Genomic DNA, 23,640 nt, shown 5'->3' on the forward strand with positions numbered 1-23,640 from the left:
GCGAGGTCGCGCCTCGCCAGCCGCGCCGCAAAGACTGCCTGTTCTATCACTCGACCACCCTGGCCGATGGCGAGGAAGTCACCGGTGAATGGGACCTGCGCCCCGCCACCGCCCAGTACCTGGGCGAGGTGGACTTCGCGGGCCGCTCGGTGATCGAGATCGGGCCGGCCAGCGGTTTCCTGTCGTTCCACATGGAGGCCGCCGGGGCCGAGGTCACCAGCCTGGAGCCCCCCATGTCGCACCTGTGGGACGTGGTGCCGTTCGAGGGCTTCGACACCCCCAAGTGGCGCCAGACCTTCACCCGCAACATCGAAGGCGTGCGCAATTCGTTCTGGTACGTGCACCAGCAGCGCCACTCCCGCGTGCGCATGGTCGAGGGCGACCCCTACGCCCTGCCCGAAGACTGCGGTCCGTTCGACATCGGTGTGCTCGCCGCGGTGCTGCTGCACTGCCGCCGCCCCTTCGACATGCTGCAGAGCGTGGCCCGGCGCACGCGCCGCACCCTGATCGTGACGGACCTGTACGACGCCACGCTCGGCCCGCGGGCGCTGGCCGAACTGCAACCGCACCGAGGCGTGGATCAGGTGGACACCTGGTGGCAGTTCACGCCCCAGTTCTTCGTCTCCGCGCTGGGCCTGCTGGGCTTCACCCAAGTCCGGGTCAGCACGCACCACCAGCGGCAGCCCTCGATGGACCGCATGGTGCCGCTGTTCACCGTGGTCGGCGAACGGCCCGAGGTGTGACCCCTTGAGCAGGGACCCCCACGCCGGCACCGACGACCTGCTCGGCCAGGCCTGGCAGGCCTTCGGTGAGGGCCGCCTCGACACGGCCCTGCACCTGGCGCTGCTGGCCCATGCCGATGCGCCGACGCCGCAGGCCGCCGCCGCGCTCGGCCACTTCCTCACGCACGCCGGCCACCTCGTGGCGGCCGAGGACGTGCTGCTCGCCGCCTGCGAGCGCACGCCCGATCACGCCCCCCTGCACGGCTGCCTGGGGCTGCTGCGCCAGCGGCAGGGCGAACCGGCGCTGGCCGCCGCGTCCCTGCGCATGGCCTGCCTGCTCGACGAATCGCTGCACGAGACCGCCTTCACCCTGGCCTGGCTGCTGCACGACCTCAACCAACTGCCCGAAGCGCGCGCCTGGGCCGAACGCGCGCTGCAGGGCGCCCGCCTGCCGGGCCGGCTGCTGCAGGTGGGCTGGCTGCATCAGAAGGCGGGCGAACTGGAGAGCGCGCTGGCCTTGTACGAGGAAGCCATCGCAGCCTATCCCTGGAACGCGGCCGAACAGGTGCGCCTGCACCTGCATCGCGCGCAATGCCTGGTGGCGCTGGGCCAGGCCGCCGGCGCGGCCGACTGCCTGGCCGACGGCCTCGCTCGCCACCCCGACGACCCCGAACTCCTGACCGCGCTGGCGGGCTGGGAGTGCGAACACGGGCACCTGGAGCGTGCCATCGACGTGGCGCGCCGCCAGGTCGACGCCTTTCCCGAGCAAGCCGCTGCCTGGCACCTGCTCGGTGCCTTGCAGCAGCGCGCGGGCGACCTGGTGGCCGCCGACCGCAGCTTCAACGAAGTGCAGCAACGCGACCTCGGGCGCTGGGACGCCTTGCTGCGCCGCGCGCAGATCCAGGTGCAGTGGCAGCGCCCGAACGACGCGCAATGGCTGCTGATGCAGGTCCTGGCGCGCCAGCCGCAATGCCTGCCCGCGCAGGCGCTGATGGCCCGCGTGCAGCTCGACCTCGGGCGCGTCGAGGCCGCGCGGCGCCAGTTGCTTCAGGGCTTGCGCACCCACCCGCGCCACGCCGATGCCTGGCTGGTGCTGGCGCAGGTGCATGCGCAGCGGCACCGCTGGGTGCTGGCGCGGCGCGCACTCGCGCGGGCCGGGCGCGCCGGCGGCGACGAAACCGAGGTGCTGCGCCTGCTGGGCTGGATCGCCAAGGACCAGGGCGACCTGGCCACCGCCAGCGGGGCCGTGCGCGAACTGCTGAGGCTGCGGCCGGACGACCACCCTGCGCGCGTGCAGGCCGCGTTCGTGTGCGCCGCCGCTGGCGACCTCGCCTCTGCCACCCTGCACGCGCAGGCGGCCGTGGCCCAGGACCCCGCCAGCGTGCAGGCCTGGCGCGCGCTGGCCCAGGTGCGCTACCGGCAGCAGCGGCTGGACGAAGCCCAGAGCGCCATCGAAACCGCCTTGCAACTGCAACCCGAGCGCGTCGACAGCCTGCGCCAGCTCGGCTGGATCTTGCTGGACGGGCAGCGCTTCGGCGCGGCCCGGCTGGCCTTCCTGCACGCCTGCGAACGCGCGACCGACCCGGCCTTGCCACTGCGCGAGCTGGCCGAAGCCTGCTTGCGGGGTGGCGCGTTCGCGCAGGGTCTGCAGGCGATCGACCGGCTGCAGGCCCTGCACCCTGACGATGCCCAGGCGCAGCTGCTGCGGGCGCGGCTGCTGAGCGAAGACCCTGCGTCCACCGTCGACGACCATGCGCGCGCGGTGGCCCTGTGCCGCGAGCTCATCGTCGAACGCCAGTGCGGCGCCGAGACCGTGCGCGCCCTGCTGCGCCTGCTCGGCCTGGGCGCCGCCGGTGCCCATGCCGCGCTGGCCCTGGTGCCGCACGCCGACCGCCTCAGCGCGCACCGGGCGGCGATCGCCGAAAGCACGGCCTGCCACGGCCACGGCGCCTTGCAGCGGCTGGCGCAGGCCGCCGCGCAAGACTTCCCGCAAGACCCCTGGCTCGCCAGCGCCGCGCTCTACGCCCAGTCGCTCTGCGCCGACGCCACGCGCGACAGCCTGGCCGAAGCCGCGCGGCACGTGTTCCGCGACCTCAAGCTGCGCTCGGGCCTGCACCCGTGGCAATGGCCCGACCTGCCGCGCCGGGCGGGTGCGCGCCCCCGCATCGCCTACGTCGCCGGCCAGTTGCACGAGCGCCTGCTGCGCCGCGTGCTTGCCAGCCACGACCCCCTGGCCGCCGAGGTCTTCCTCTTCGCGCGCCGGCCCATGGCCGGCCTGCCCGCCCACATCCACCAGGAGCCGCTGGACCCGCCCGAGCTCGCGCGCGCCTGCGTCGCCAACCGCATCGACGTGGTCATCGACGCCGGGGGCCTGCACCCCTTCGAAGGCCAGTTCGACGTGCTGCAGGCGCTGACACGGCGGCTGGCGCCGCTGCAGGTCGGCTGGCTGGGCTGCTGGGGGCCGGCAGGCGGCCTGTTCGACGCCCTGCTCTGCGACGCCTTGGCGGTGCCCGCCGACCACGAGGCGCAGCACGAAGAGGCGCTGTGGCGGCTGGACGGTGGCCAGTGGTGCTGGGATCCGCCCACCCACGCACCGGTGCCGCTGCCGCCCCCCGTGCAACACACCGGCGCCGTGACCTTCGGCGTGGTCGCGCGCGGCCTGCGGCTCAACGACCACAGCCTGCAGACCTGGGCGCGCTGCCTGGTGGCGCGGCCCGGCTCGCGCCTGCGTTTCGTCGGTCCGGTCGCCGGCGACTGGCCGCAGCGCGCGCACATCCTCGCCACCTTGCACGCCCACGGCGTGAGCGGCGAGCGCGTGAGCTTCGACCCGCCGCGCCCCTACGAAGACCTGCTGGCGTGGTTCCAGCAGATCGATCTGGTGCTCGACAGCTTTCCCGGCAACGGCGGCCTGAGCCTGCTCGACCCGCTCTGGATGGGCGTGCCCGTGGTCACCCTCAGCGGCGACCGCGCCGGCGCGCGCCAGGGTCATGCCATCCTGGACGCCCTCGGCCTGCAGGCCTGGGCGGCCGACACGCCCGAGCGTTTCGTCGAGAAGGCCGTGGCCCTGGCGGGCGACACCGCGGCCCTGGCGCACCACCGGGCCACGTTGCGCGCGCGCATGAACGGCGCGCCGCTGACCGATGGCCGGCGCGTGGCGCGCCAGATCGAAGCCCTGTGCGCGCAGGCCGTCGCCCAGGCCGACCCGGGTGTGTGCGCCAGCGATCCCAAGACCCGCCTGCGCGCCCAGGCGCGGCGTGCGCTGCAGGCCTGGCTCGACAAGCCCGGGGCCCGGATCGTCCTGCCCGAACCCGCCCCGCAGACCGTGCCCGACCTCTCCGTCGTCGTGGTGCTCTACAACCAGGCCGGGCTCACGCGGCGCACGCTGCAAGCCCTGGCCGACCAGCGTGGCCTGACTTTCGAGACCATCGTCATCGACAACGCCTCCAGCGACGAGACGGCAGCGCTGCTCGCGCGCGTGACGGGCGCACGCATCGTCGTCAACGCCGACAATACCGGCTTCCTGCTGGCCGCCAACCAGGGCGCGGCCCTGGCGCGCGGGCGCCACCTGGTGTTCCTCAACAACGACGCCATCGTCCAGCAAGGCGCGCTGCGCGCCGCGCGCGACCGGCTCGATGCCGACCCCGCCGTCGGCGCGCTGGGCGGGCGCATCGTGCTGAGCGCGGGCGGGCTCCAGGAGGTGGGCAACCTCCTCTTGCGCGACGGCAACGCGCACGGCATCGGGCGCAACGAAGACCCCTTCTGCCCCGCTGCCATGACCAGCCGCGCCACCGACTACGTCTCCGGCGTGTTCCTGGCCGTGCCGGTGCCGCTGTGGCGCATGCTCGGCGGCTTCGACGAAGCCTTCGTCCCGGCCTACTACGAAGACGCCGACTTCTGCCTGCGCGTGTGGCGCGCCGGCTTTCGGGTGGTGGTCGAGCCCGGCGTGCTGGTCGAACACGTGGAGTGGGGCAGCGCCCCCGGCGACGAAGCGAGCCAGCGCATGCGCGCCAACCGCGCGCGCTTTCAGGCGCGCTACGCCGACTGGCTGCGAGACCGCCCCTACCCCATGACGCCCCGGCTCGACGGCGACCGCTGGCGCTCGCCCGAAGACCTGCCGCGCCGTCCTCGCGTGCTCATCATCGACAACGAAGTGCCCCACATGGTCAAGGGCGGCGGGCTGCCGCGCGCGCGCCTCATGCTGCAGGCCCTGCGCGACTGGCCGGTGAGCTTCTTCCCGCTGTGGCAGACCGATGACGATTGGCGCGCGGTGCATGCCTCGGTGCCCTCCAGCGTCGAAGTGGTGCTGCACCATGGCCTGGCGCGCCTGGAATCGTTCCTGGAGCGCCGCCGCGGCGTGTACGACGTGCTGCTGGTCAGCCGCCCACCCAACCTGCGCGCGCTGCAACCCCTGCGCGCGCGCCGCCCCGAGCTCTTTGCCGGCATGCGGCTGGTCTACGACGCCGAAGCGCTCTTTGCGCTGCGCGAGATCGCCGAGGCCGGCGTGCGCGGCAAGCCGATGCCGCGCGCCGCAGCGCAGGCGCACCTGGCGCGCGAAATCGCCCTCGCGCGCGGCGCCAGCGACGTGCTGGTGGTCTCGCAACGAGACGCCCAGTGCTTCCGCGCGGCCGGCCACCGCGTCACCCTGCTCAGCCACGGCATGGCCGTGCGCCGCGAAGCGCCCGGGCCGGCCGGGCGCAGCGGCTTGCTCTTCGTGGGCGCGCTGCACCCGGACACGCCCAACGAGGACGGGCTGGTGTGGTTCATCGAACACGTCATGCCGCTGCTGCGCGCCCGCCTGCCTCGGCCCCCGGTGCTCTGCGTCGTGGGCATCAACCGGTCGAAGCGGGTCATGGCGCTGGCCGGCGACGATGTGCAAATGCTCGGCCCGCGCGACGCACTGGCGCCGCTGTACGACGGCGCGCGCGTCTTCATCGCGCCGGTGCGCTTCGCCGGCGGTGTGCCAGCCAAGGTGATCGAGGCCGCCGCGCAGGGCATTCCGGTCGCCGCCTCCGCGCTGCTCGTGCGCCAGCTTGGCTGGCGCGAAGGCATCGACATCCAGGCTGGCCGCGACGCGCAGACCTTCGCCGAGGGCATCGCGCGCCTGCTGCGCGACGACAGCCTGTGGCAACGGCAACAGCAGGCCGCCTGGCAGCAGTGCGCCGAGCGCTACGCACCACAGCGCTTCGAGCAGCTGTTGCGGCATGTGCTGGAGGGTGCCCCGTGAGCGCCCCCGTGCACCCGCTGGAGACCGCAGCCCTGCGCCGCTGGCGCCGCCTGCGCGCCGAGGGCTCGGTGGCCGCCGCCCAGGCGGTGCTGTGGGACGCGCTCGCGCAGGAGCCCAACCTGCCCGGCGTGCACGTGGCCCTGGCCCGGCTGCGCTGGCCGGGGCCCGACTACCGGCACTGGCTCACCTGGTTCCACCAACACCTCCAGCCGCGCGTGTACCTGGAGCTGGGCGTGGAGCATGGCCACACGCTGGCGCTGGCAGGGCCGCAGACGCGGGTGATCGGCGTGGACCCCGCGCCCAAGGGCGACCCCTTGAGCCGCTGCGCGGGCCCGGCACGGCTGTACCGCCGAACCAGCGCCGACTTCTTCGCCGACGTCCCGTCCGACAGCGGCCTGGCCGACACCGGCTTCGATCTGGCCTTCATTGATGGAGATCACAGCTTCGACACCGTGCTCGACGACGTCATCGGCGCCGAGCGCCTCGCCGCGCCGGGCGCGGTGCTGCTGCTGCACGACACCGTGCCGCTGACCGCCGAGACCGCCGGGCGCGAACAGCGCACCGGTTTCCACACCGGCGACGGCTGGAAGATCGTGCCCTGCCTGCGCGCCCTGCGGCCCGACCTGCACATCGTCACCCTGCCCACCGCGCCCTCCGGCCTCACCGTGGTGACCGGGCTCGACCCGTCGAACACGCTGCTGGGCGAGCGACGGGCCGCGATCCGCGAGAGCTACGCCCGCCTACCGCCCGACGCCGCCCTGAGCGCGCCGTCGCGCGTGCTGGCCCTGGGTCTCAACGACCCCGATGCGATGCGGCGCTGGCTGCGGCAGGCCGGCGGCGGGCGATGACGCAGGCAAAGTCGTGCCCGACCTGCCCCGTGCGGATCAGCTCGTCCTCGGCCTGCATCAAGGCATTCAGGTACGGCGCTTCGGCCGCCGGCGCGAAATTCTGAGCGATGCTCCCGAGCACCAGGTGCAGCATCGAACCGCCATAGGGACGCACGGCCTGGATGTCGAAATGCCCTGGCAACAGCGGCAACTGCTCGGACGACCGCACGGCCTCGCTGGCATCCACGGCGATCACTTCCTGCACGCTGGGACGGCGCGCGTTGCCCTTGAGGCGGCCGTCGGTGGTCATGCGCAGGCGCGGCGGCAGCAGATCGAGCAAGGTGTTGAGGTGGCGCTCTTGCGCCTGCGGCCACTGGAAGCGGTCCGGGCCCACGTACTCGTCGAGAAAGAACCAGCCGCCGGGCACCAGCAGCGTGGCCACGTCCGCGTACAGGCGCTCGAGCTCGCTGCAGTGGTGCACACCGGCCACGCCCAGCACGGCATCGAAGGACCCGGGCAGGAAAGGCGCGTGCCCCAGGGGCAGGCGGTTCATGTCGGCGTGGTGGTACTCGATGGGCAGCCCCTCGGCAGCGGCCTGTGTGCGCGCGCGCGCCAGCACCTGGGACGAGAGGTCGAGCGCCACCGCCGAGGTGGCCCAGCCCCGGGTCACGGCCTCGCGCTCCACATGCCCCACGCCACAGGCCAGCACCAGGATCCGCCGAAGCGGCAGGGCTCGCTCGGCGGCCACCTGGCGGAAGAACCACTCCAGCGGGTGCACGGTCGCATCGCCCGACACCATTTCAGCAATGCGGGCCTTCACCGCCGGCAGGTGGGTCCAGTGCAGGCCGTGTTCGGTCCAGGTGGCCGGGTCGCCCCAGGCGGCATCGAGCTGGGTGGCAAGGCCGGGGTCGGCGGGTGTGGAACGGGTCGCAGAGGACATCGCAGGCGCGTGAAAAGAGGGGGCAGACCCGCATAGTGTGCTCGATAGAATTTGTGCGCCCGCCACCGCACCCGAGACCGCCCAACATGTTCCCTCCCGGCCACTACTACTCGCCCTTGCCCGACCTGGATGCGGTTCGGCGCGACGAGGCCCGGTTGTTCGGCACACCGCCGGCCACCCTGCCCGGCATCGATCTGCGCGAGGCCGAACAACTGGCGCTGCTGCACGGCTTCGCCGCGCTCTACCCCGACATCCCGTTCGGCGACGAGCCCCGGCCCGGGCTGCGCTACCACTACCTGAACCCGGCCTACAGCTATTCCGACGCGATCATGCTGCACTGCATGCTGCGCACGCTGCGGCCGGCCCGCTTCGTGGAGATCGGGTCAGGTCATTCGTCGTGCGTCACGCTCGACACCAGGCAGTATTTCCTGGATCCGTCGATGCACACCACCTTCATCGAGCCCTACCCGCAGTTGCTGCAATCGCTGTTGCGCCCCGAGGATCGGGCCACCACGACCCTGCTGGCGCAGCCGCTGCAGGAGGTCGATCTGGCGGTGTTCGCGCAGCTGCGCGAGGACGATGTGCTGTTCATCGACTCCACGCACGTGGGCAAGATCGGCAGCGACGTCAACCGACTGCTGTTCGAAATCCTGCCGGCGCTGGCGCCGGGCGTGGTGATCCACCTGCACGACATCTTCTATCCCTTCGAGTACCCGAAGGCGTGGATCTACGAGGGCCGCGCCTGGAACGAGGCCTACCTGGTGCGGGCCTTCCTTCAGTACAACAGCGCCTTCGAGGTGCTGCTGATGAACACCTACATGGCCCACTTCCACCGCGACTTCTTCGCCGCGCACATGCCGGCCTGCCTGCTCAACACGGGCGGCAGCCTGTGGCTGCGCAAGACCGCCTGAGCCCTCAGCCCAGGCCCTGGGGGTGGCCGGTCAGGCGGCGCAGCCGCGCACCCTCTTCCGTGTGGTCCTGCGGGCACAGGATGCCCTCGACGCCGTACCGACGGCCGTTCATGAAGCGCCCCACCCGATCGAGCATGCGCGCGGGATGGCTCGCCACACAGGCCTCGTCCTTCACGAACACCGCCACGAAGTCGCTCCAGACGTCGAGCCGCTGGTAGGCGGTGAACGACTCCAGCAAGGCCGGCCGATGGCCCGAGCGCACGCCCCACCGCACGAGCGCGCCGCCGGCATCGGGGTAGAAGCGCCAGCAGTCCACCGGGTAACGGTGGAAGTCGCCGTTGGACGGGGCGTTCAGGTAGAACAGGCCATCGGGCTTGAGCACCCGCAGCACCTCGTTGAAGCTCAGCCAGAACAGCTCGATGTGCTCGAAGCAGGAGCTGCTGACCACGGCATCGATGCTGCCGTCGGCGAACGGCAGGTGGTACGGGTCGTCGAGCACCACGTCCACGCCGCGACCGGGCGCGAAGTCCACGCCGATGTAGTGGCTGGCCGCTGGCGCCAGCGCGCGCAGCGAGCCGTTCACGTCCTGCGCCCCGATGTCGAGCACCGTGGGCGCGGCCTGCGGGCTCAGGTAGGTGTCGAAGAACAGCCGACCGTTCTCGAACGCGCTGGGGTGCATCTGAGCCGATCGGCGCGCCCGCTCAGCCCGCCGCGTTGAGCTGCTGCTCGAGCTGGTGCAGCACCTGGTAGCAGGCGAACACCCGGCCCACGCTCGAATTGGGCTCGCGGCCTTCGCGGATCGCGGCGAAGAACTCGCGGTCCTGCAACTCGATGCCGTTCATGCTCACGGCCACCTTGGACACGTCGATCTGCTCTTCCTTGCCGTTGAACAGGTCGTCGTAGCGCGCGATGTAGGTCGCGGTGTCGCCGATGTAGCGGAAGTAGGTGCCCAGCGGGCCGTCGTTGTTGAACGAGAGCGACAGCGTGCAGATCGCGCCGTTGGCGGCCTTGAGCTGGATGCTCATGTCCATGGCGATGCCCAGCGTGGGGTGGATCGGGCCCTGCACGGCGTTGGCCTGCACGATGGGGCTGTTGGCCTGGTAGGCGAACAGGTCCACCGTGTGCGCGGCGTGGTGCCACAGCAGGTGATCGGTCCAGCTGCGGGCCTGGCCCAGCGCGTTGGTGTTGGTGCGGCGGAAGAAATAGGTCTGCACATCCATCTGCTGGATGTTGAACTTGCCAGCCGTGATCTCGTTGTGCACGTACTGGTGGCTGGGGTTGAAGCGGCGCGTGTGGCCGCACATCGCCACCAGGCCGGTCTTCTGCTGCAGCTCCACCACGGCCTGCGCGCCCGCGAGGCTGTCGGCCAGCGGGATCTCGACCTGCACGTGCTTGCCTGCGTTCAGGCAGGCCAGGGTCTGTTCGGCGTGCATCTGCGTGGGCGTGCAGAGGATGACGGCGTCCAGCTCCTTGAGCGCCAGCGATTCGGACAGCTCGGTGGTGACGTGGCCGATGCCGTACTTGGCAGCGACTTCCTTCGTTTTGTCCAGCTCGCGGCCGATCAGCGAAATCACTTCCACGCCGTCGATGTTCTTGATGCCGTCCAGGTGCTTGATGCCGAAGGCGCCAGCGCCGGCCAGGGCGACTTTGATGGTTTTGCTCATGTCAGTTGTTCTCCAGAATCAAATGGCCCACGGCGGTGTTGCTCGCAGGCACATGGTAGAAGCGTTGCACGGCCTTCGGCGCAGGGCCGCCGGCCGCATCGGCCATCGCGCCGCGCGCGATCAGCCACATCACGAGTTCGATGCCTTCGCTGCCCGCTTCGCGCACGTAGTCGATGTGCGGGATGCTGGCGGCGGCCTCGGGGTCGTTGATCAGCTTGTCGAGGAAGGCGTTGTCGAAGTCCTTGTTGATCAGGCCCGCGCGCGGTCCCTGGAGCTGGTGGCTCATGCCGCCCGTGCCCCAGATGTGCACGTTGATGTCCTCGTCGTAGCTGGCCACGGCCTTGGCGATGGCCTTGCCCAGGTTGTAGCAGCGCCGGCCGCTGGGCACGGGGTACTGCACCACGTTGACCGCGAACGGGATCACCGGGCAGGGCCAGGCTTGCGGCTGGCCGCACATCAGCGAGAGCGGCACGGTCAGGCCGTGGTCCACGTCCATCTTGTTGACGATGGTCAGGTCGAAGTCCTGCTGGATGACCGACTGCGCGATGTGCGAGGCGAGGCTGGGATGGCCGATCACCTTGGGCACGGGGCGCGGGCCCCAGCCCTCGTCGGCCGGCTGGTACTCGGCCGCCGTGCCGATGGCGAACGTGGGAATGATGTCCAGGCTGAACGCGGTCGCGTGGTCGTTGTAGACCAGGAAGATCACGTCGGGCTTGTTGTCCTTCATCCACTGCTTGCCGAACTCGTAGCCCTTGAAGACCGGCTGCCAGTAAGGCTCCTGGGTCTTGCCGAGGTCGAGCGCGGCGCCGATGGCCGGAACGTGCGAGGTGTAGACGGATGCGGTGATTTTGGCCATGTCAGTGCTTTCCCTGGGGTTGGCGGTGCGCCTGGGCATCGCCGTCTTCGCCGACCACGCGGTTGCCTTCGGCCGATCGGCCGCCGCCCACCATCATGTTGCGGTATTCGTCCTCGGTCATGCCGGTCATGGAGCCTGCCATCTGCTGGAAGCTCTTGCCATCGGTGGCGCCGATCTTGGCCAGGAAGTAGATGTTGCCGCCCAGGCGGATGCACCAGTTCAGGTCGCGCGCGAGCACGGCCTGCTTCTGCTCTTCCGTCATGGCCCACTCGTCGAGGTAGGCGCGCTCGTCCTTCTTGAAACGCTCGCGGTTCTCGGCCTTCATCAGGCTCATGCAGAACTGGTTGAGCCAGTAGCCCTTGCGGCTTTGCTCGGCGTCGAAGATGGTCGTGCCGGGCACGTCCAGGTAGGGTTTGTCCAGGGCCATGGTCAGTTCTCCTCGGGCCAGTAAAGGCGCATGGGGTTGGTCACCAGCAGCTTCTTCTGCAGTTCGGCCGTGGGCGCGATCTGCGGAATGAAGTCGACCAGCAGGCCATCATCGGGCATGTGGTCCTTGAGGTTGGGGTGCGGCCAGTCGGTGCCCCACAGCACGCGGTCGGGGAACTCCTCGACCACCTTGCGCGCAAACGGGACCACGTCCTGGTAGGCCGCCTGTTCGCCATCGAGGGCCTTGGGGCCGGTCACGCTCAGGCGCTCCGGGCAGCTCACCTTGCTCCACACGTTGGGGTGCTGCCGCATGAACTTGAGGAACAGCTCGAACTCGGGGCCATCCACCGGCTTGCTCACGTCGGGGCGGCCCATGTGGTCCACCACCACGGTGGTGGGCAGCGCGGTGAAGAAGTCCCACAGCTCGGGCAGGTCCACCGCCTCGAAGTAGATCACCACGTGCCAGCCGAGCTTCGCGATGCGGCCGGCGATCTCCATCAGCTCGTCCTTGGGCGTGAAGTCCACCAGGCGCTTGACGAAGTTGAAGCGCACGCCGCGCACACCCGCGGCGTGCAGCTGCTGCAACTCCTCGTCGGTCACGCTGCGCTTGACGGTGGCCACGCCCCGCGCCTTGCCGCCGCTGGAGAGGCAGGCATCGACCATGGCGCGGTTGTCCGCGCCATGGCAGGTGGCCTGCACCACCACGTTGCGCGAGAAGCCGAGGTGGTCGCGCAGGGCGTACAGCTGCGCCTTGCTCGCGTCGCAGGGCGTGTACTTGCGCTCCGGCGCGTAGGGGAATTCGGCACCGGGGCCGAACACGTGGCAGTGCGCGTCCACCGCACCGGCGGGCAGCTGGAAGCGCGGCTTGCTCGGGCCGTCGTACCAGTCGAGCCAGCCTGCGGTCTTGGTGAAGTCACCGGAAGTCGGTTTTGTCATTCTCAAATCCTTCTGCATGAAGTGACGCTGTCCAGAAACACCGCGGAACCGGCTTTGCCGGGCCGCTGGTGTTGCCCCCTTTCAAGGTGGTCGCGCAAAGCGCGGCGGGGGTTAGTCGATATAGCGCAAGCCGGCGGCGGCCAGGGGCTCGCGCATCTTGTACATGTCCAGCCCCAGCACGCCGTTGGCGAGCTTGGCGCGCTTCTCGCCCTCGAAGCTCTCGCGCTTTTGCGCGGCTTCCAGTGTGGCGGCGGCGCGCGCGGCGGGCACGCAGACCACGCCGTCGTCGTCGGCCACGATCACGTCGCCCGGCGTCACCAGCATGCCGGCGCAGACGATGGGGATGTTCACCGAGCCCAGCGTGGCCTTGATGGTGCCCTTGCTGCTGATGGCCTTGCTCCACACCGGAAAGCCCATCTTCTGCAGCTCCTTCACATCGCGCACACCGGCGTCGATGACGAGGGCGCGGGCGCCGCGCGCCTGGAACGAGGTGGCCAGCAGGTCGCCGAAGTAGCCGTCGGTGCACTCGGCGGTGACGGCCGCCACCACGATGTCGCCGGGCTGGATCTGCTCGGCGGCGACGTGCATCATCCAGTTGTCACCGGGCTGCAGCAACACGGTGACGGCGGTGCCACTGACCTGCTGACCCGAATAGATCGGGCGCATGTAGGGCTTGAGCAAGCCCACGCGGCCCATGGCCTCGTGGACGGTGGCCGAGCCCAGTGCGGCCAGGCCGTCGGCGGCCGCGCGGTCGGCGCGGGTGATGTTGCGGTAGACAACGCCCAATTCATACATGTGGAACTCCTTACAGGCCCTTGGCCTTGAGACGCGCATCCAGGCGCGGGAACACGCGGCGCACATTGCCTTCGTAGATCTGGTGCTTGTCGTCCGCACTCAGGATCTTCGACGCCTCGATGTAACGCTTGGTGTCGTCGTAGTAGTGGCCGGTCGTGGGGTCGATGCCGCGCACCGCGCCGATCATCTCGCTGGCGAACAGCACGTTCTTCACCGGGATCACGGTGTTGAGCAGGTCGATGCCGGGCTGGTGGTAGACGCAGGTGTCGAAGAACACGTTGTTCATCAAGTGCGTGTCCAGCAGCGGCTTCTTCATCTCCTGCGCCAGGCCGCGGAAACGGCCCCAGTGGTAAGGCACCGCGCCGCCGCCGTGCGGGATCAGGAACTTCAGCGTCGGGAAGTCCTTGAACAGGTCACCCTGGATCAGCTGCATGAAGGCGGTGGTGTCGGCGTTGAGGTAGTGCGCGCCGGTGGTGTGGAAGCAGGCGTTGCAGCTGGTGCTCACGTGGATCATGGCCGGCAGGTCGTACTCGACCATCTTCTCGTAGATGGGGTACCAGTGCTTGTCGGTCAGCGGCGGGCTGGTCCAGTGGCCGCCCGAAGGATCGGGGTTGAGGTTGATGCCGACCGCGCCGTATTCCTTGACGCACTTCTCCAGCTCGGGAATGCAGGTCTTGGGATCGACACCAGGCGACTGCGGCAGCATGGCCACCGGCACGAAGTGATCGGGGAACAGCGTGGACACGCGGTGGCAGAGTTCGTTGCAGATGGCCGCCCAGGTGCTGGAGACGTTGAAGTCGCCGATGTGGTGGGCCATGAAGCTCGCGCGCGGCGAGAACAGCGTGATGTCGCTGCCGCGTTCCTTCATCAGCTTGAGCTGGTTGGTTTCGATGGACTCGCGCAGTTCGTCGTCGCTGATCTTCAGGTCGGCGACCTTCGGCATGAGCGCCGGGTCCTGGATGCCCGCGATCTGCTGGTTGCGCCAGGCTTCCAGCGCCTTGGGGGCGGTGGTGTAGTGGCCGTGGCAATCGATGATGAGACTCATGTTGGCTTTCTCCTCTGTTGTTCGGGGGGTCAGGCGGGTTCCATGCCCTGGCGGCGCTTGGCGGCCTCGGCATCGGGGGATGTCATGAATTCCAGCAGCGCGCGCACGCGCGCGGCCTGGGGTCCGTCCACCGGAAGCCCGGCAGAAAAGACGGTGGTGATTTCGACCTCAGGCGGCATGCCGCCCACCAGGGTGATGCCTTCGACGTGGATCAACTCGCTGAGCTGCTGGAAGCCCAGCTCCACCTCGCCCCTGGCCACCAGCGTGCCCACCGGCACACCGGGTGGCGCCTGCACGGTGCGCCCGCGCACCTCGTCGGCCACACCCCAGCGCTCGAACAGCGCGGCCAGCGCCACGCCACTGGGGCCGGTGGAGTAGCTGATGCTGCGGGCGGCGAGCACGGCGCGCTGGAGCGCCGCTTCCGAGCCGATGTCGGGCACCTGCGCGCCTGCGCGCACCGCGACCGCCACACTCGATCGCACCAGGTCCACCCGGCTGCCGGCCTGCAAATGGCCGGCGGCGATGAGCTTGTCGATCGCGTCGGAGGCGAGGATCACCACATCGAAGCGCTCACCGGCGGCCACGCGTTTGGCCGCGTCCACGCCGCCGACGGCCTCGATCGCCACCGAGCCGCCGGCGCGCTGCTCGAACGCCGCCCCCAGCTCGGCCAGCACCTGGCGGGTGGCCATGGACGAAATGCCTCGGATGCTCGGTGGGGTCTCGGTGGTCATGGGCGCGGACTCGGGTTGAAGCGCGCATTGTGACCCCCACCACCCCTCAAGAAAAGTCGCAGTCACGGCTATCAGCTAGAACAAAATCACATAACTATGATGGGGGGCTGCAACCCGACCTTTCCCATGGACCTGAAACAACTCGAATACTTTGTGCGCGTGGCCGAACTCGGCAGCTTCACGCGCGCGGCCATGGCGCTGAATGTGGCGCAACCGGCGCTCTCGCGCCAGGTGCGCCTGCTGGAGGTGGAGCTGCGGCAGAACCTGCTGGTGCGCAACGGCCGGGGCGCCACACCCACCGAGGCCGGCAAGCTCCTGCTGGCGCACGGGCGCGGCATCCTGCACCAGGTGGAGCGCGCGCGCGAGGAGCTGGGCCGGGTGCGCGGCGCGCTGGCCGGGCGCGTGGCCATCGGCCTGCCGCCCAGCCTGGCGCGGGTCCTCACGGTGCCGCTCACACGCGCCTTCCGCCAGCAACTGCCGCAAGCCAGCCTGTCGATCAGCGAGGGCCTGTCCATGACCATGCAGGAATCGCTGGTGACCGGCCGGCTGGACATCGCGGTGCTCTACAACGCACAGCCCTCCCCTGAACTCGAGATCCACCCGCTGCACGACGAGGAACTGGTGCTGGTGGAGCCCCGCCCGCCGGGGCTGCCCGAAGACCCGCCGCCCCTGGCGATTCCGCTGCGAGAGGTGGCCGCCCTGCCGCTGGTGATCCCCAGCCGGCCCAACGCGATCCGCATGCACGTGGAAACCGAGATGGCCAACATCGGCTGCCGGCCCCACATCGCCCTGGAGATCGACGGCGTCTCGGCCATCCTCGACCTGGTGGCCGACGGCGCTGGGGCCGCCCTGCTCTCGCGCAACGCGGTGTTCAGCTCGATCCGGCCCTCGGCCTATCGCATGCGCGCGGTGAGCGACCCACCGCTGCGCACCCGCCTGTGCCTGGCCGTGAGCTCACAGCGCCCGGCCACGCTCACGCAGCAGACCACGTTGGAACTGATCCGCAAGCTGGTGGAGTAACCCCCCGCCGCGCGGCGGGGGGTCAGCCCTTCAACATCCAGAGGATGGCGCTGAGCGTGAAGAACGAGGCCACCGTGGTGGCCAGCAGCGCGGCGGCGGTGAAGCCTTCGTGCCCGTGCCGCTGCGCCAGCAGCGGGTAGATGCCCAGCATGGGCATGGCCGCCGACAGCACCACGGCCGCGCGCAGTTCGCCGGTGAGGGCCGGCAAGCCGATGAGGGGCAGCAGCACCACAGCGGCCCAGACGGCGGCGGGGTGGAGCAACAGCTTGCCCACGGTGATCTGCGCCACCTGGCGGCGCAGGCCGCGCACCTGCAGCCCCACCAGCGTGCCGCCAATGATGAACAGCGCCAGACCGCCGCTGGCCGCGCCGAACAGGTTGACCGTGCGCGCGATCACCGAGGGAATGGGCCAACCCAGCAGGGCGACCAGGAAACCCAGCACGATCGCGACGATCATGGGGTTGCGCACCAGGCGGTGCAGCGTTTCGCGCAAGGCCTGCCGCCAGGAGGAGCGCGCCGTGGTCGATGCCCCCACGTCGGCCAGCGTCATCAGCAGCGGCAGCTTGATGAGGTTTTCCACCAGCAGGTTCATCGCCAGCGCCACGCCTGCCAGCGGGCCGATCGCCAACAGCACCACCGGGTAGCCGATGAAGGTGCTGTTGCCACAAGTCATGCCCATGGTGATGTAGGCGCTCTGGGTCAGCGGGCGCTTCTGCAGCCGGTGCGTGACCCACAGGCTGACGAGCAGCCACACCACCGAGCCCACGCCGAAAGCCAGCAGGTAGGCCGGCTGCAGCAACTCGGCGATCGGCCGCGAGGCCAGCGCGTTGAACAGCAGCGCGGGCAAGGCGAACTGAATCACGAACTTGCCCATCACCCGCATGTCCGCTGGCGAAAACACGCGCCAGCGCACGGCCGCAAAACCGAGCGCGATGCAGAGGTAGATCGGCCCGGTGATGGCCAGGATGTCGAGCAAGGGGAGAAAAGAGAAAGAGAGAAAAGAAACGGATCAGCCAGCGCGCAGGGACCGATCCAGAATGCCCGCGGAACCGGCTTCGCCGGGCCGCAAGGCATGCCCCCCGCCAGGGGGGTCGCGCGTCAGCGCGGCGGGGGGTGCTCCGATCACTGCTTCTGAATCTTGGCCCGCTCGATCACACCGCTCCAGCGGCGGATATCGGAAACCAGCAAGGCCGCGTTCTGCTCGGGCGTGCTGGAACGGGCGTCGATGTTCAGGTTGCGCAGCTTCTCGCGCACGCCGGGATCGGCCACCGCCGTGGCGATCTCCTTGTTCAGCCGCTCGACCACCGCGCGCGGCGTCTTCGACGGCACGGCCAGCGCGTTCCAGGAGGAAGCGATGTAGTCCTTGACGCCGGCTTCCACCGCCGTGGGCACCTCGGGCAGCACGATGGAACGCTTCTCGCCGGTGACGGCCAGCGCGCGCAGGGCACCGCCCTGGATCTGGGTGAGCACCGGCGCCAGGATTTCCACCGCCACGTCCACCTGCTGGCCGCGGATCGCGCCGATCAGCGCGGGCGAGCCGTTGTAGGGCACGATCTGCGCCTCGATGCCGGCCGTGCTCTTGAACAGCTCGGCCGCGAGGTGCTGCGTGCTGCCGATGTTGATGCTGCCGATGTTGATCTTGCCGGGGTTGGCCTTGGCAAAGCTCACCAGCTCGCCCAGCGTCTTGTGCGGCGAGTTCGCAGGCACCACGACGGCGATGTCGAAGTAGCCCAGCGTGGAGACGGGCGTGAAGTCCTTGACCGTGTCAAACGGCAGCTTCTGGAACAGGCTGGCGGTCACGGCGGTGCCGTTGGACATCAGGAACATGGTGTGGCCATCGGGCTCGGCGCGCGCGACCGACTCGGCAGCCACCACGCCGCCGGCGCCCGGGCGGTTGTCGATCACCACCGGCTGGCCGAGCTGGCTGGCCAGCTTCTCGGCCACGATGCGGGCGGTGAGATCGCCCACGCCACCGGGGCCGAAGGGCACCACGATGCGCAGGCCCTTGGACGGGAAAGCAGGCTGCGCCACGGCCGGCAGGGCCGTCAGGCCCAGGGCGGCGGTGGCCAGGGTGGCGCCGAGCACGGCGCGGCGGCGAAGAGTCAGGAAGGTCGTCATGTCGTTTACCCCACGAATTGAACCAGCCAAAGCGAAATTGGCGGGAAGAAGAGAACCAGCAAAGTGCGAACCACGTCGCTGGCCAGGAAAGGCAAGACGCCGCGGTAGCTCTCGCCGATGGGCACGTTCTTGGCCATGCCGTTGACCACGTAGACGTTCAGGCCCACGGGCGGCGCGAGCAGGCCGAAGCCCACGGTCATCAGCACCATGATGCCGAACCAGATCGCCACCGATTCCTGCGGCATGCCGAAGTCCAGGCCGATGACGACCGGGAAGAAGATCGGGATCGTCAGCAGGATCATGGACAACTCGTCCATCACCGCGCCCAGCACCACGTAGAACAGCAGGATGCCGCCCACCACCATCAGGGGCGAGACGTCCCAGCCCTGGATGACCGAGGCCAGCTGCGCCGGCACCTGCGTGAGGGCCAGGGCCGAGTTCATGAGGTCGGCGCCGATGAAGATCATGAAGATCATCGCGCTGGCCGCCGCCGTGGAATAGAAGCACAGCTTGACCTTGGCCCAGGTGAGTTCGCGCTTGAACAAGGCCGCGACAAAGGTGGCGGCCGCGCCGACACCCGCGCCTTCGGTGGGCGTGAACAGGCCGCCATAGATGCCACCGAACACGATCAGGAACACGATCGCGATCGGCGCCACGCCCATGAGGGCTTCCAGCGTGAGCTTCTGCTCGTTGGCGTCGTGTTCGGGCGCATGGCCGGGCACGAGGCGCACGTAGATCGCGATGGCGATCATGTAGCCCATCATCGCGATGATGCCGGGGATCATGGCCGCGGCAAACAGCTTGGCGATGTTCTGCTCGGTCAGGATGGCGTAGATCACCAGCGGCACCGAAGGCGGAATCAGCACGCCCAGCGTGCCGCCAGCGGCCAGCGTGCCGGTGGAGAGGCGGCCGGAGTAACCATGCCGCTTCATCTCGGGCAGCGCCACCGAGGTGATGGTGGCGGCCGTGGCGACCGACGAGCCGCAGATGGCGCCGAAACCCGCGCTGGCCAGCACGGCGGCCATGGCCAGGCCGCCCTTGAAGCGGCCCATGACCACGGCGGCGAACTGGAACAGCGCCTTGGAGATGCCGCCCTGGGTGGCGAAATTGCCCATCAGGATGAACAGCGGAATGACCGAGAGGTCGTAGCTGGCGAAGCGCGCGAACGCCATGCCGTTGAGGTTGTTGAAGAAGGGCGGCAAGCCCACCTGGTAGATGTAGCCCACCGTGCCGGCGGCGAACATCGAGACGGCGATCGGCACGCGCACCGCCATCAGGACCAACATCACTGCGAAGATCATCCCCGCGAGACTCAAAGAACTCATTCGCCCTGCTCCGAAAAATTGCCAATGAATGCCTGGTACAGGGCGATCAAGCCAGTCAGCACGAACGGCGGGACCATGAAGGTGTAGGTGATCCACTCAGGGAAGCCCAGCATCATGGTGGTGGTCTGCGACGCGTAGGCGCTCATGCCGCCGATGGCGGTGCGCCACGCAAGCGCGAACATCAGCAAGGCCAGCAGCAGGCTGCCGAAGCGGTCCAGGCGCGCGATGCCGGCTTCGGACACCTTGGCGGTGAAGAAGTCGACGATGATGTTCTCGCGCTTGAGCTGGCACCAGGGCATGAACAGCGCAACCGCCGCGCCCGCGGTGACAGCGGTCAGCTCGTAGTCGCCCACCAGCGTGGTGCCAATCGTGTTGCGGCCGATCAGGCTGATGCAGGTGATCAGGGTGATCACCGTGAGCAGGACTCCGGCCAGGATGGCGCAGAACCGGGCCAATAAAGACAGCACTTTCAAACTCGTCACCTTCAAAAAAACGACCAATTCACGTCCGCTGAGCCCAGCGAAAGCGAATCGGTCACTCAGTAGAGGGGCGGCCGGACAGGCCGCCCCGTTGGGGGTGCGGGATTATCGCTGGTACTTAGCGATCAACGCACGCGCTTCCGACAGGAGTTTGGCCCCGTCGATGTTCTTGCCCTTCATTTCATTGACCCAGTCGGTCTCGACCGTGGCCGCGGTGCGGCGCCAGCGCTGCGTCTCGGCCGCGTCCAGCGCCACGATGTTGTTCTTGGCCTTCTCGGCGATCTCGCGGCCGACCTTGTCGCCGTCGTCCATGGCCTTGCCGAACAAGGCGGCGGTCTCGATGCCGGAGTTGGCGTCGATCACCTTCTTGAGGTCTGGCGGCAGCTTTTCGTAGCTCGCGCGGTTCATGGAGAAAGCGAAGGTCTGCGTGTACAGGCCCTGTTTGCCGGCGAAGGTGGTGTGGTTCTTCACCAGTTCCGTCACCTTGAGCGAGGGCGTGACCTCCCAGGGAATGGTGGTGCCGTCGATGGTGCCCTTGGACAAGGCGTCGGTCACGGCCGGCACCGGCATGCCCACGGGCGTGGCGCCCAGCTTGGTGAGCATGTTGTTGATGATGCGCGAGCCGCCGCGCACCTTCATGCCGCGCAGGCTCTCCAGGCCCGTCACCGGCGTCTTGGTGTGGAACAGGCCCGGGCCATGGGTGTGCACGGCGATCAGCTTGACCTCGCGGAACTCGTCGGCGGCGAACTTCTCGACGTACTCCTGGAACGCGCGGGAGGACTCTTCGGCCGAGCCGCTCATGAACGGCAGCTCGAACACCTCGGACTTGATGAAGCGGCCCGGGGTGTAGCCCAGCACGGTCCAGGTCAGGTCCACCACGCCGTCGCGGGCCTGGTCGTACAGCTGCGGTGGCGCGCCGCCCAGGGCCATGGCGTGGAACAGCTGCACCTTGATCCGGCCACCCGACTCGGCCTCCACCTTCTGCGCCCAGGGCACGAGCGCGCGGGCCGGGATGGTGGCCTGTTGCGGCAGCATCTGGTGCAGCCGCAGCGTCACCTGCTGCTGGGCCAGGGCGTTGCCCGCCATCAGGGCACCGGTCAGGGCGCCCACGGCCAGCAAAGCGGTTCGGCGTTGGATGAGTCTCATGCTTGTCTCCAGTTCCTTGTGTTCGCCGGGTCGGTAGCGTGTGGGCGCACTCCGACTTCCGGCAGGCTTGAAGAACGTCTTGCCCACACTGTGCATGGCCGGCGGCATCTCCGCCAGCCAGATAACCGACTTTCAGTTATGCCGTTTTTCTATGAAACCTTCTGGTTTTGGCCGGCCTCAGCGGCGGCGGATGAGCTTGATGGCCGGCATGGAAGCCGGGGCATGCACCGTGGCGTGGCCGGCCAGCACCTCGCGCAGGTTGCGCTGGGCCAGGCGCGAGTGCTCGCGCATGATGGCCTCGGCGCGCGTGCCCTCGCGCTGTTCGATGGCGTCGAGCACCTGGCGGTGCTGGTCCTGGGCCACCACCAGCATGTCGCGCGCGCGCTGCGAATGGGCCTGCATCACCACGAACCCGGAGGGCGAGGCGAACGGCAGGCTCAGCACCTTGTCCAGCTGGCGCGAAATGGTCGGGCTGTCGGCCATCTCCCAGACCAGGGCGTGGAACTGGCTGTTGAGAGCCACATAGTCGGAAAAGCCCTTGTCGTCGAGCGCGGGCACGGCAAGCACGGTGTCCAGGCGGTTGAGGCACTGCCGCGCTTCGAGCAGCACCGCGCCGGGCGCTCCGCGCTCGGCGGCCAGCCGGGCCAGCAAGCCTTCAAGGGTGCCGCGCAGCTCGATCGCGTCGGCGATGTCGCGCTCGGAAAAGGTCTGCACCACATAGCCGCCATTGGGCAGGGCCTCCAGCAGGCCCTCCTGCTCCAGCCGCATCAGCGCGGCGCGGATCGGGGTGCGCGAGACACCCAGGCGCTCCACGATGGCCAGCTCGGCAATGCGCGAGCCGCCCGCCAGCTCGCCAGAGAGGATGAGCTCGCGCAGCTGCAGCAGGGCCCGCACCTGCGCGCTCTCGGTCGCACCCACGGGCTCGGGCGGGGTCAGGGTGACGGCGTCGAATGTCATGGGATACGCAATGTATACAAGAACCGCCGTTTTTCAAGCAAATTGCCATCGAATCGGGGTTTTCCATAGGTTTATGTATGCATTCAACGCTGGCAAAGTGCACCTTCACCCCGTTTTAGACCAACGACCCGAGGACGTTTTTCCATGACCCTGCGCACCCAGCCCCCTTTCCGCGCCGACCATGTCGGCAGTTTTCTGCGACCGGCCTACCTGCTCGAAGCCCGCGAGAAGAAGGCCAAGGGCGAGATCAGCGCCGCGCAGCTGCGCGAGGTGGAGGACCGCGCGATCGCCGAGATCGTGAAGTTCCAGGCCGACGTGGGCCTGCAGTCCATCACCGACGGCGAGTTCCGCCGCACGTACTTCCACATCGATTTCCTGGAGCAGCTCGGCGGTGTGAAGACGGACATCCCGGTGACGATCCGCAAGCCGGACGGCACGGAGGAGCTGGCCCCGCCTGTGATCCGCGTGATCGACAAGGTGCGCCACGCGAAGAACATCCAGCTGGCGGACTTTCAGTACCTCAAGGCGCAGGTGGAAGCGTTGGGTCTGCCGGCGCTCACGCCGAAGGTGACGATTCCGTCGCCGACGATGCTGCACTTCCGGGGTGGGCGCGCGGGCATCAGCAAGGAGGCCTACCCCGAGCTGGACCCGGTGTTCTACGACGATGTGGCCAAGGCGTATGGGGAGGAGCTGCAGAGCCTGGCGGACGCGGGGTGCACCTATGTGCAGATGGACGACACGAACATGGCGTACCTGTGTGATGAGCGCATGCGCGAGGCGGCGCGCCAACGCGGCGACGATCCGAACGAGTTGCCGCACCGGTACGCGGGTTTCATCAACAAGGTGGTGGCGCACAAGCCGGCGGGGATGACGCTGGCGATGCATTTGTGCCGGGGCAATTTCAAGAGCACGCACGCGGCGGCGGGCAACTACGAGCCGGTGGCGGAGGCTTTGTTGTCGGAGATGAAGCTGGACGCGTTTTTCCTGGAGTACGACGACGACCGTTCAGGGGATTTCCGGCCTTTGCGGTATCTGAGCAAGGACAAGATCGTGGTGCTGGGGCTGGTGACGACGAAGTTCGGCCAGCTGGAGAGCAAGGACGATCTGAAGCGGCGCATTGACGAGGCTGCGAAGTTCGCGCCGCTGGAGCAGATGTGCCTGTCGCCTCAGTGCGGGTTTTCTTCGACCGTGCATGGGAACAACATTGCTGTCGAAGACCAGCGTCGGAAGTTGGCCCTGGTGGTGGAGACGGCGCGGGAGGTCTGGGGTTGAGCTTCCTGCATTGACCTCGCGTCCGGCCGGTGGTGGCGCCCGACTGCTCCGGCCTTTCGACCCTGGCTACCTTGCAGGCGCGAAATCCGCAGTTGAGTTTCTTGCGTTGACCTCGCGTCAGGACGGTGGCGGCGCCCGACTGCTCCGGCCCTGCTCGCGGGCGTCTGCCTCTGGTCTGCCATCACCGCTTCGTCAACGCGTTGACTGGCGCGCAGCCTCTGTGGCAACCGCGAATGGGGGGCCTGC

At 69.0% G+C, this 23,640-nt stretch carries 21 protein-coding genes; 6 read left to right on the forward strand and 15 right to left on the reverse strand.

Going from position 1 to position 23,640, the window contains the following annotated elements; all coding sequences use genetic code 11:
• The 3 genes from KIT86_RS18335 to KIT86_RS18345 form a co-directional block, all read left to right on the forward strand.
• Positions 1-743: class I SAM-dependent methyltransferase (locus KIT86_RS18335; protein WP_367185452.1), on the forward strand; the 743-nt coding region annotated here is incomplete at its 5' end.
• A 4-nt stretch (positions 744-747) separates the two neighbouring features.
• The gene (locus tag KIT86_RS18340; RefSeq protein ID WP_297400983.1) at positions 748-5,946 is read left to right on the forward strand and encodes a glycosyltransferase; all 5,199 of its coding nucleotides are present in this window, start codon (positions 748-750) and stop codon (positions 5,944-5,946) included.
• Positions 5,943-6,794: a class I SAM-dependent methyltransferase gene (locus tag KIT86_RS18345; protein WP_297400985.1), complete on the forward strand. Its 852-nt coding sequence runs from the start codon at positions 5,943-5,945 to the stop codon at positions 6,792-6,794. Before KIT86_RS18340 ends, KIT86_RS18345 begins: the two co-directional genes overlap by 4 nt.
• Here KIT86_RS18345 and KIT86_RS18350 read toward each other — a convergent pair.
• A complete protein-coding gene (locus KIT86_RS18350; protein ID WP_297400987.1) occupies positions 6,739-7,713 on the reverse strand; it encodes a class I SAM-dependent methyltransferase in 975 nt (324 codons plus the stop codon). The two genes, KIT86_RS18345 and KIT86_RS18350, sit on opposite strands and share 56 nt — an antisense overlap.
• An 86-nt stretch (positions 7,714-7,799) precedes the next feature.
• Between KIT86_RS18350 and KIT86_RS18355 the strand changes: the two genes are divergently transcribed.
• Positions 7,800-8,624: a class I SAM-dependent methyltransferase gene (locus KIT86_RS18355; RefSeq protein ID WP_297400988.1), complete on the forward strand. Its 825-nt coding sequence runs from the start codon at positions 7,800-7,802 to the stop codon at positions 8,622-8,624.
• A gap of 4 nt (positions 8,625-8,628) precedes the next feature.
• Here KIT86_RS18355 and KIT86_RS18360 read toward each other — a convergent pair whose 3' ends face one another.
• The 8 genes from KIT86_RS18360 to KIT86_RS18395 all read right to left on the reverse strand — a co-directional run bounded on the left by KIT86_RS18360 (position 8,629) and on the right by KIT86_RS18395 (position 15,077).
• Positions 8,629-9,303, reverse strand: coding sequence for a class I SAM-dependent methyltransferase (locus tag KIT86_RS18360; RefSeq protein WP_297400990.1), 675 nt, complete (start codon positions 9,301-9,303; stop codon positions 8,629-8,631).
• A gap of 22 nt (positions 9,304-9,325) precedes the next feature.
• Positions 9,326-10,288: a Gfo/Idh/MocA family oxidoreductase gene (locus KIT86_RS18365; protein WP_297400993.1), complete on the reverse strand. Its 963-nt coding sequence runs from the start codon at positions 10,286-10,288 to the stop codon at positions 9,326-9,328.
• Between the two features lies 1 nt (position 10,289).
• A complete protein-coding gene (locus KIT86_RS18370; RefSeq protein ID WP_297400995.1) occupies positions 10,290-11,144 on the reverse strand; it encodes a class III extradiol dioxygenase subunit beta in 855 nt (284 codons plus the stop codon).
• Position 11,145: 1 nt separating this feature from the next.
• A complete protein-coding gene (gene ligA / locus KIT86_RS18375; RefSeq protein ID WP_297400997.1) occupies positions 11,146-11,571 on the reverse strand; it encodes a protocatechuate 4,5-dioxygenase subunit alpha in 426 nt (141 codons plus the stop codon).
• A 2-nt stretch (positions 11,572-11,573) separates the two neighbouring features.
• Positions 11,574-12,506: an amidohydrolase family protein gene (locus KIT86_RS18380; RefSeq protein WP_297401000.1), complete on the reverse strand. Its 933-nt coding sequence runs from the start codon at positions 12,504-12,506 to the stop codon at positions 11,574-11,576.
• A gap of 111 nt (positions 12,507-12,617) precedes the next feature.
• Complete coding sequence (gene ligK, locus KIT86_RS18385; protein WP_297401002.1) at positions 12,618-13,301, reverse strand: 4-carboxy-4-hydroxy-2-oxoadipate aldolase/oxaloacetate decarboxylase; 684 nt, start codon at positions 13,299-13,301, stop codon at positions 12,618-12,620.
• 10 nt (positions 13,302-13,311) lie between these two features.
• Positions 13,312-14,346 carry an amidohydrolase family protein gene (locus tag KIT86_RS18390; RefSeq protein WP_297401004.1) on the reverse strand — a complete coding sequence of 345 codons (1,035 nt, stop codon included), beginning with the start codon at positions 14,344-14,346 and terminating at the stop codon, positions 13,312-13,314.
• 29 nt (positions 14,347-14,375) lie between these two features.
• Positions 14,376-15,077 carry a substrate-binding domain-containing protein gene (locus KIT86_RS18395; protein WP_297401006.1) on the reverse strand — a complete coding sequence of 234 codons (702 nt, stop codon included), beginning with the start codon at positions 15,075-15,077 and terminating at the stop codon, positions 14,376-14,378.
• A gap of 126 nt (positions 15,078-15,203) precedes the next feature.
• Here KIT86_RS18395 and KIT86_RS18400 point away from each other — a divergent pair, with 126 nt between their 5' ends.
• A complete protein-coding gene (locus KIT86_RS18400; protein ID WP_297401008.1) occupies positions 15,204-16,097 on the forward strand; it encodes a LysR substrate-binding domain-containing protein in 894 nt (297 codons plus the stop codon).
• A gap of 22 nt (positions 16,098-16,119) precedes the next feature.
• Here KIT86_RS18400 and KIT86_RS18405 read toward each other — a convergent pair whose 3' ends face one another.
• The 6 genes from KIT86_RS18405 to KIT86_RS18430 form a co-directional block, all read right to left on the reverse strand.
• Positions 16,120-17,073: an AEC family transporter gene (locus KIT86_RS18405; RefSeq protein WP_297401010.1), complete on the reverse strand. Its 954-nt coding sequence runs from the start codon at positions 17,071-17,073 to the stop codon at positions 16,120-16,122.
• Positions 17,074-17,219: 146 nt separating this feature from the next.
• Positions 17,220-18,215 carry a tripartite tricarboxylate transporter substrate binding protein gene (locus KIT86_RS18410; protein WP_297401012.1) on the reverse strand — a complete coding sequence of 332 codons (996 nt, stop codon included), beginning with the start codon at positions 18,213-18,215 and terminating at the stop codon, positions 17,220-17,222.
• 5 nt (positions 18,216-18,220) lie between these two features.
• The gene (locus KIT86_RS18415) at positions 18,221-19,540 is read right to left on the reverse strand and encodes a TRAP transporter large permease (RefSeq protein ID WP_297401014.1); all 1,320 of its coding nucleotides are present in this window, start codon (positions 19,538-19,540) and stop codon (positions 18,221-18,223) included.
• Positions 19,537-20,007: a TRAP transporter small permease gene (locus tag KIT86_RS18420; protein WP_367185453.1), complete on the reverse strand. Its 471-nt coding sequence runs from the start codon at positions 20,005-20,007 to the stop codon at positions 19,537-19,539. The genes KIT86_RS18415 and KIT86_RS18420 overlap by 4 nt, the downstream gene beginning before the upstream one ends.
• 117 nt (positions 20,008-20,124) lie before the next feature.
• Positions 20,125-21,165 (reverse strand): TRAP transporter substrate-binding protein, encoded by a 1,041-nt coding sequence (locus tag KIT86_RS18425; protein ID WP_297401018.1) that lies wholly within the window; start codon positions 21,163-21,165, stop codon positions 20,125-20,127.
• Between the two features lie 177 nt (positions 21,166-21,342).
• The gene (locus KIT86_RS18430; protein WP_297401020.1) at positions 21,343-22,122 is read right to left on the reverse strand and encodes a GntR family transcriptional regulator; all 780 of its coding nucleotides are present in this window, start codon (positions 22,120-22,122) and stop codon (positions 21,343-21,345) included.
• 144 nt (positions 22,123-22,266) lie between these two features.
• Between KIT86_RS18430 and KIT86_RS18435 the strand changes: the two genes are divergently transcribed.
• Positions 22,267-23,394 carry a 5-methyltetrahydropteroyltriglutamate--homocysteine S-methyltransferase gene (locus KIT86_RS18435; protein WP_297401022.1) on the forward strand — a complete coding sequence of 376 codons (1,128 nt, stop codon included), beginning with the start codon at positions 22,267-22,269 and terminating at the stop codon, positions 23,392-23,394.
• Positions 23,395-23,640: the final 246 nt, after the last annotated feature.

The sequence above is a fragment of the Hydrogenophaga sp. genome (genome assembly GCF_026125825.1).
Classification (GTDB): domain Bacteria; phylum Pseudomonadota; class Gammaproteobacteria; order Burkholderiales; family Burkholderiaceae_C; genus Hydrogenophaga.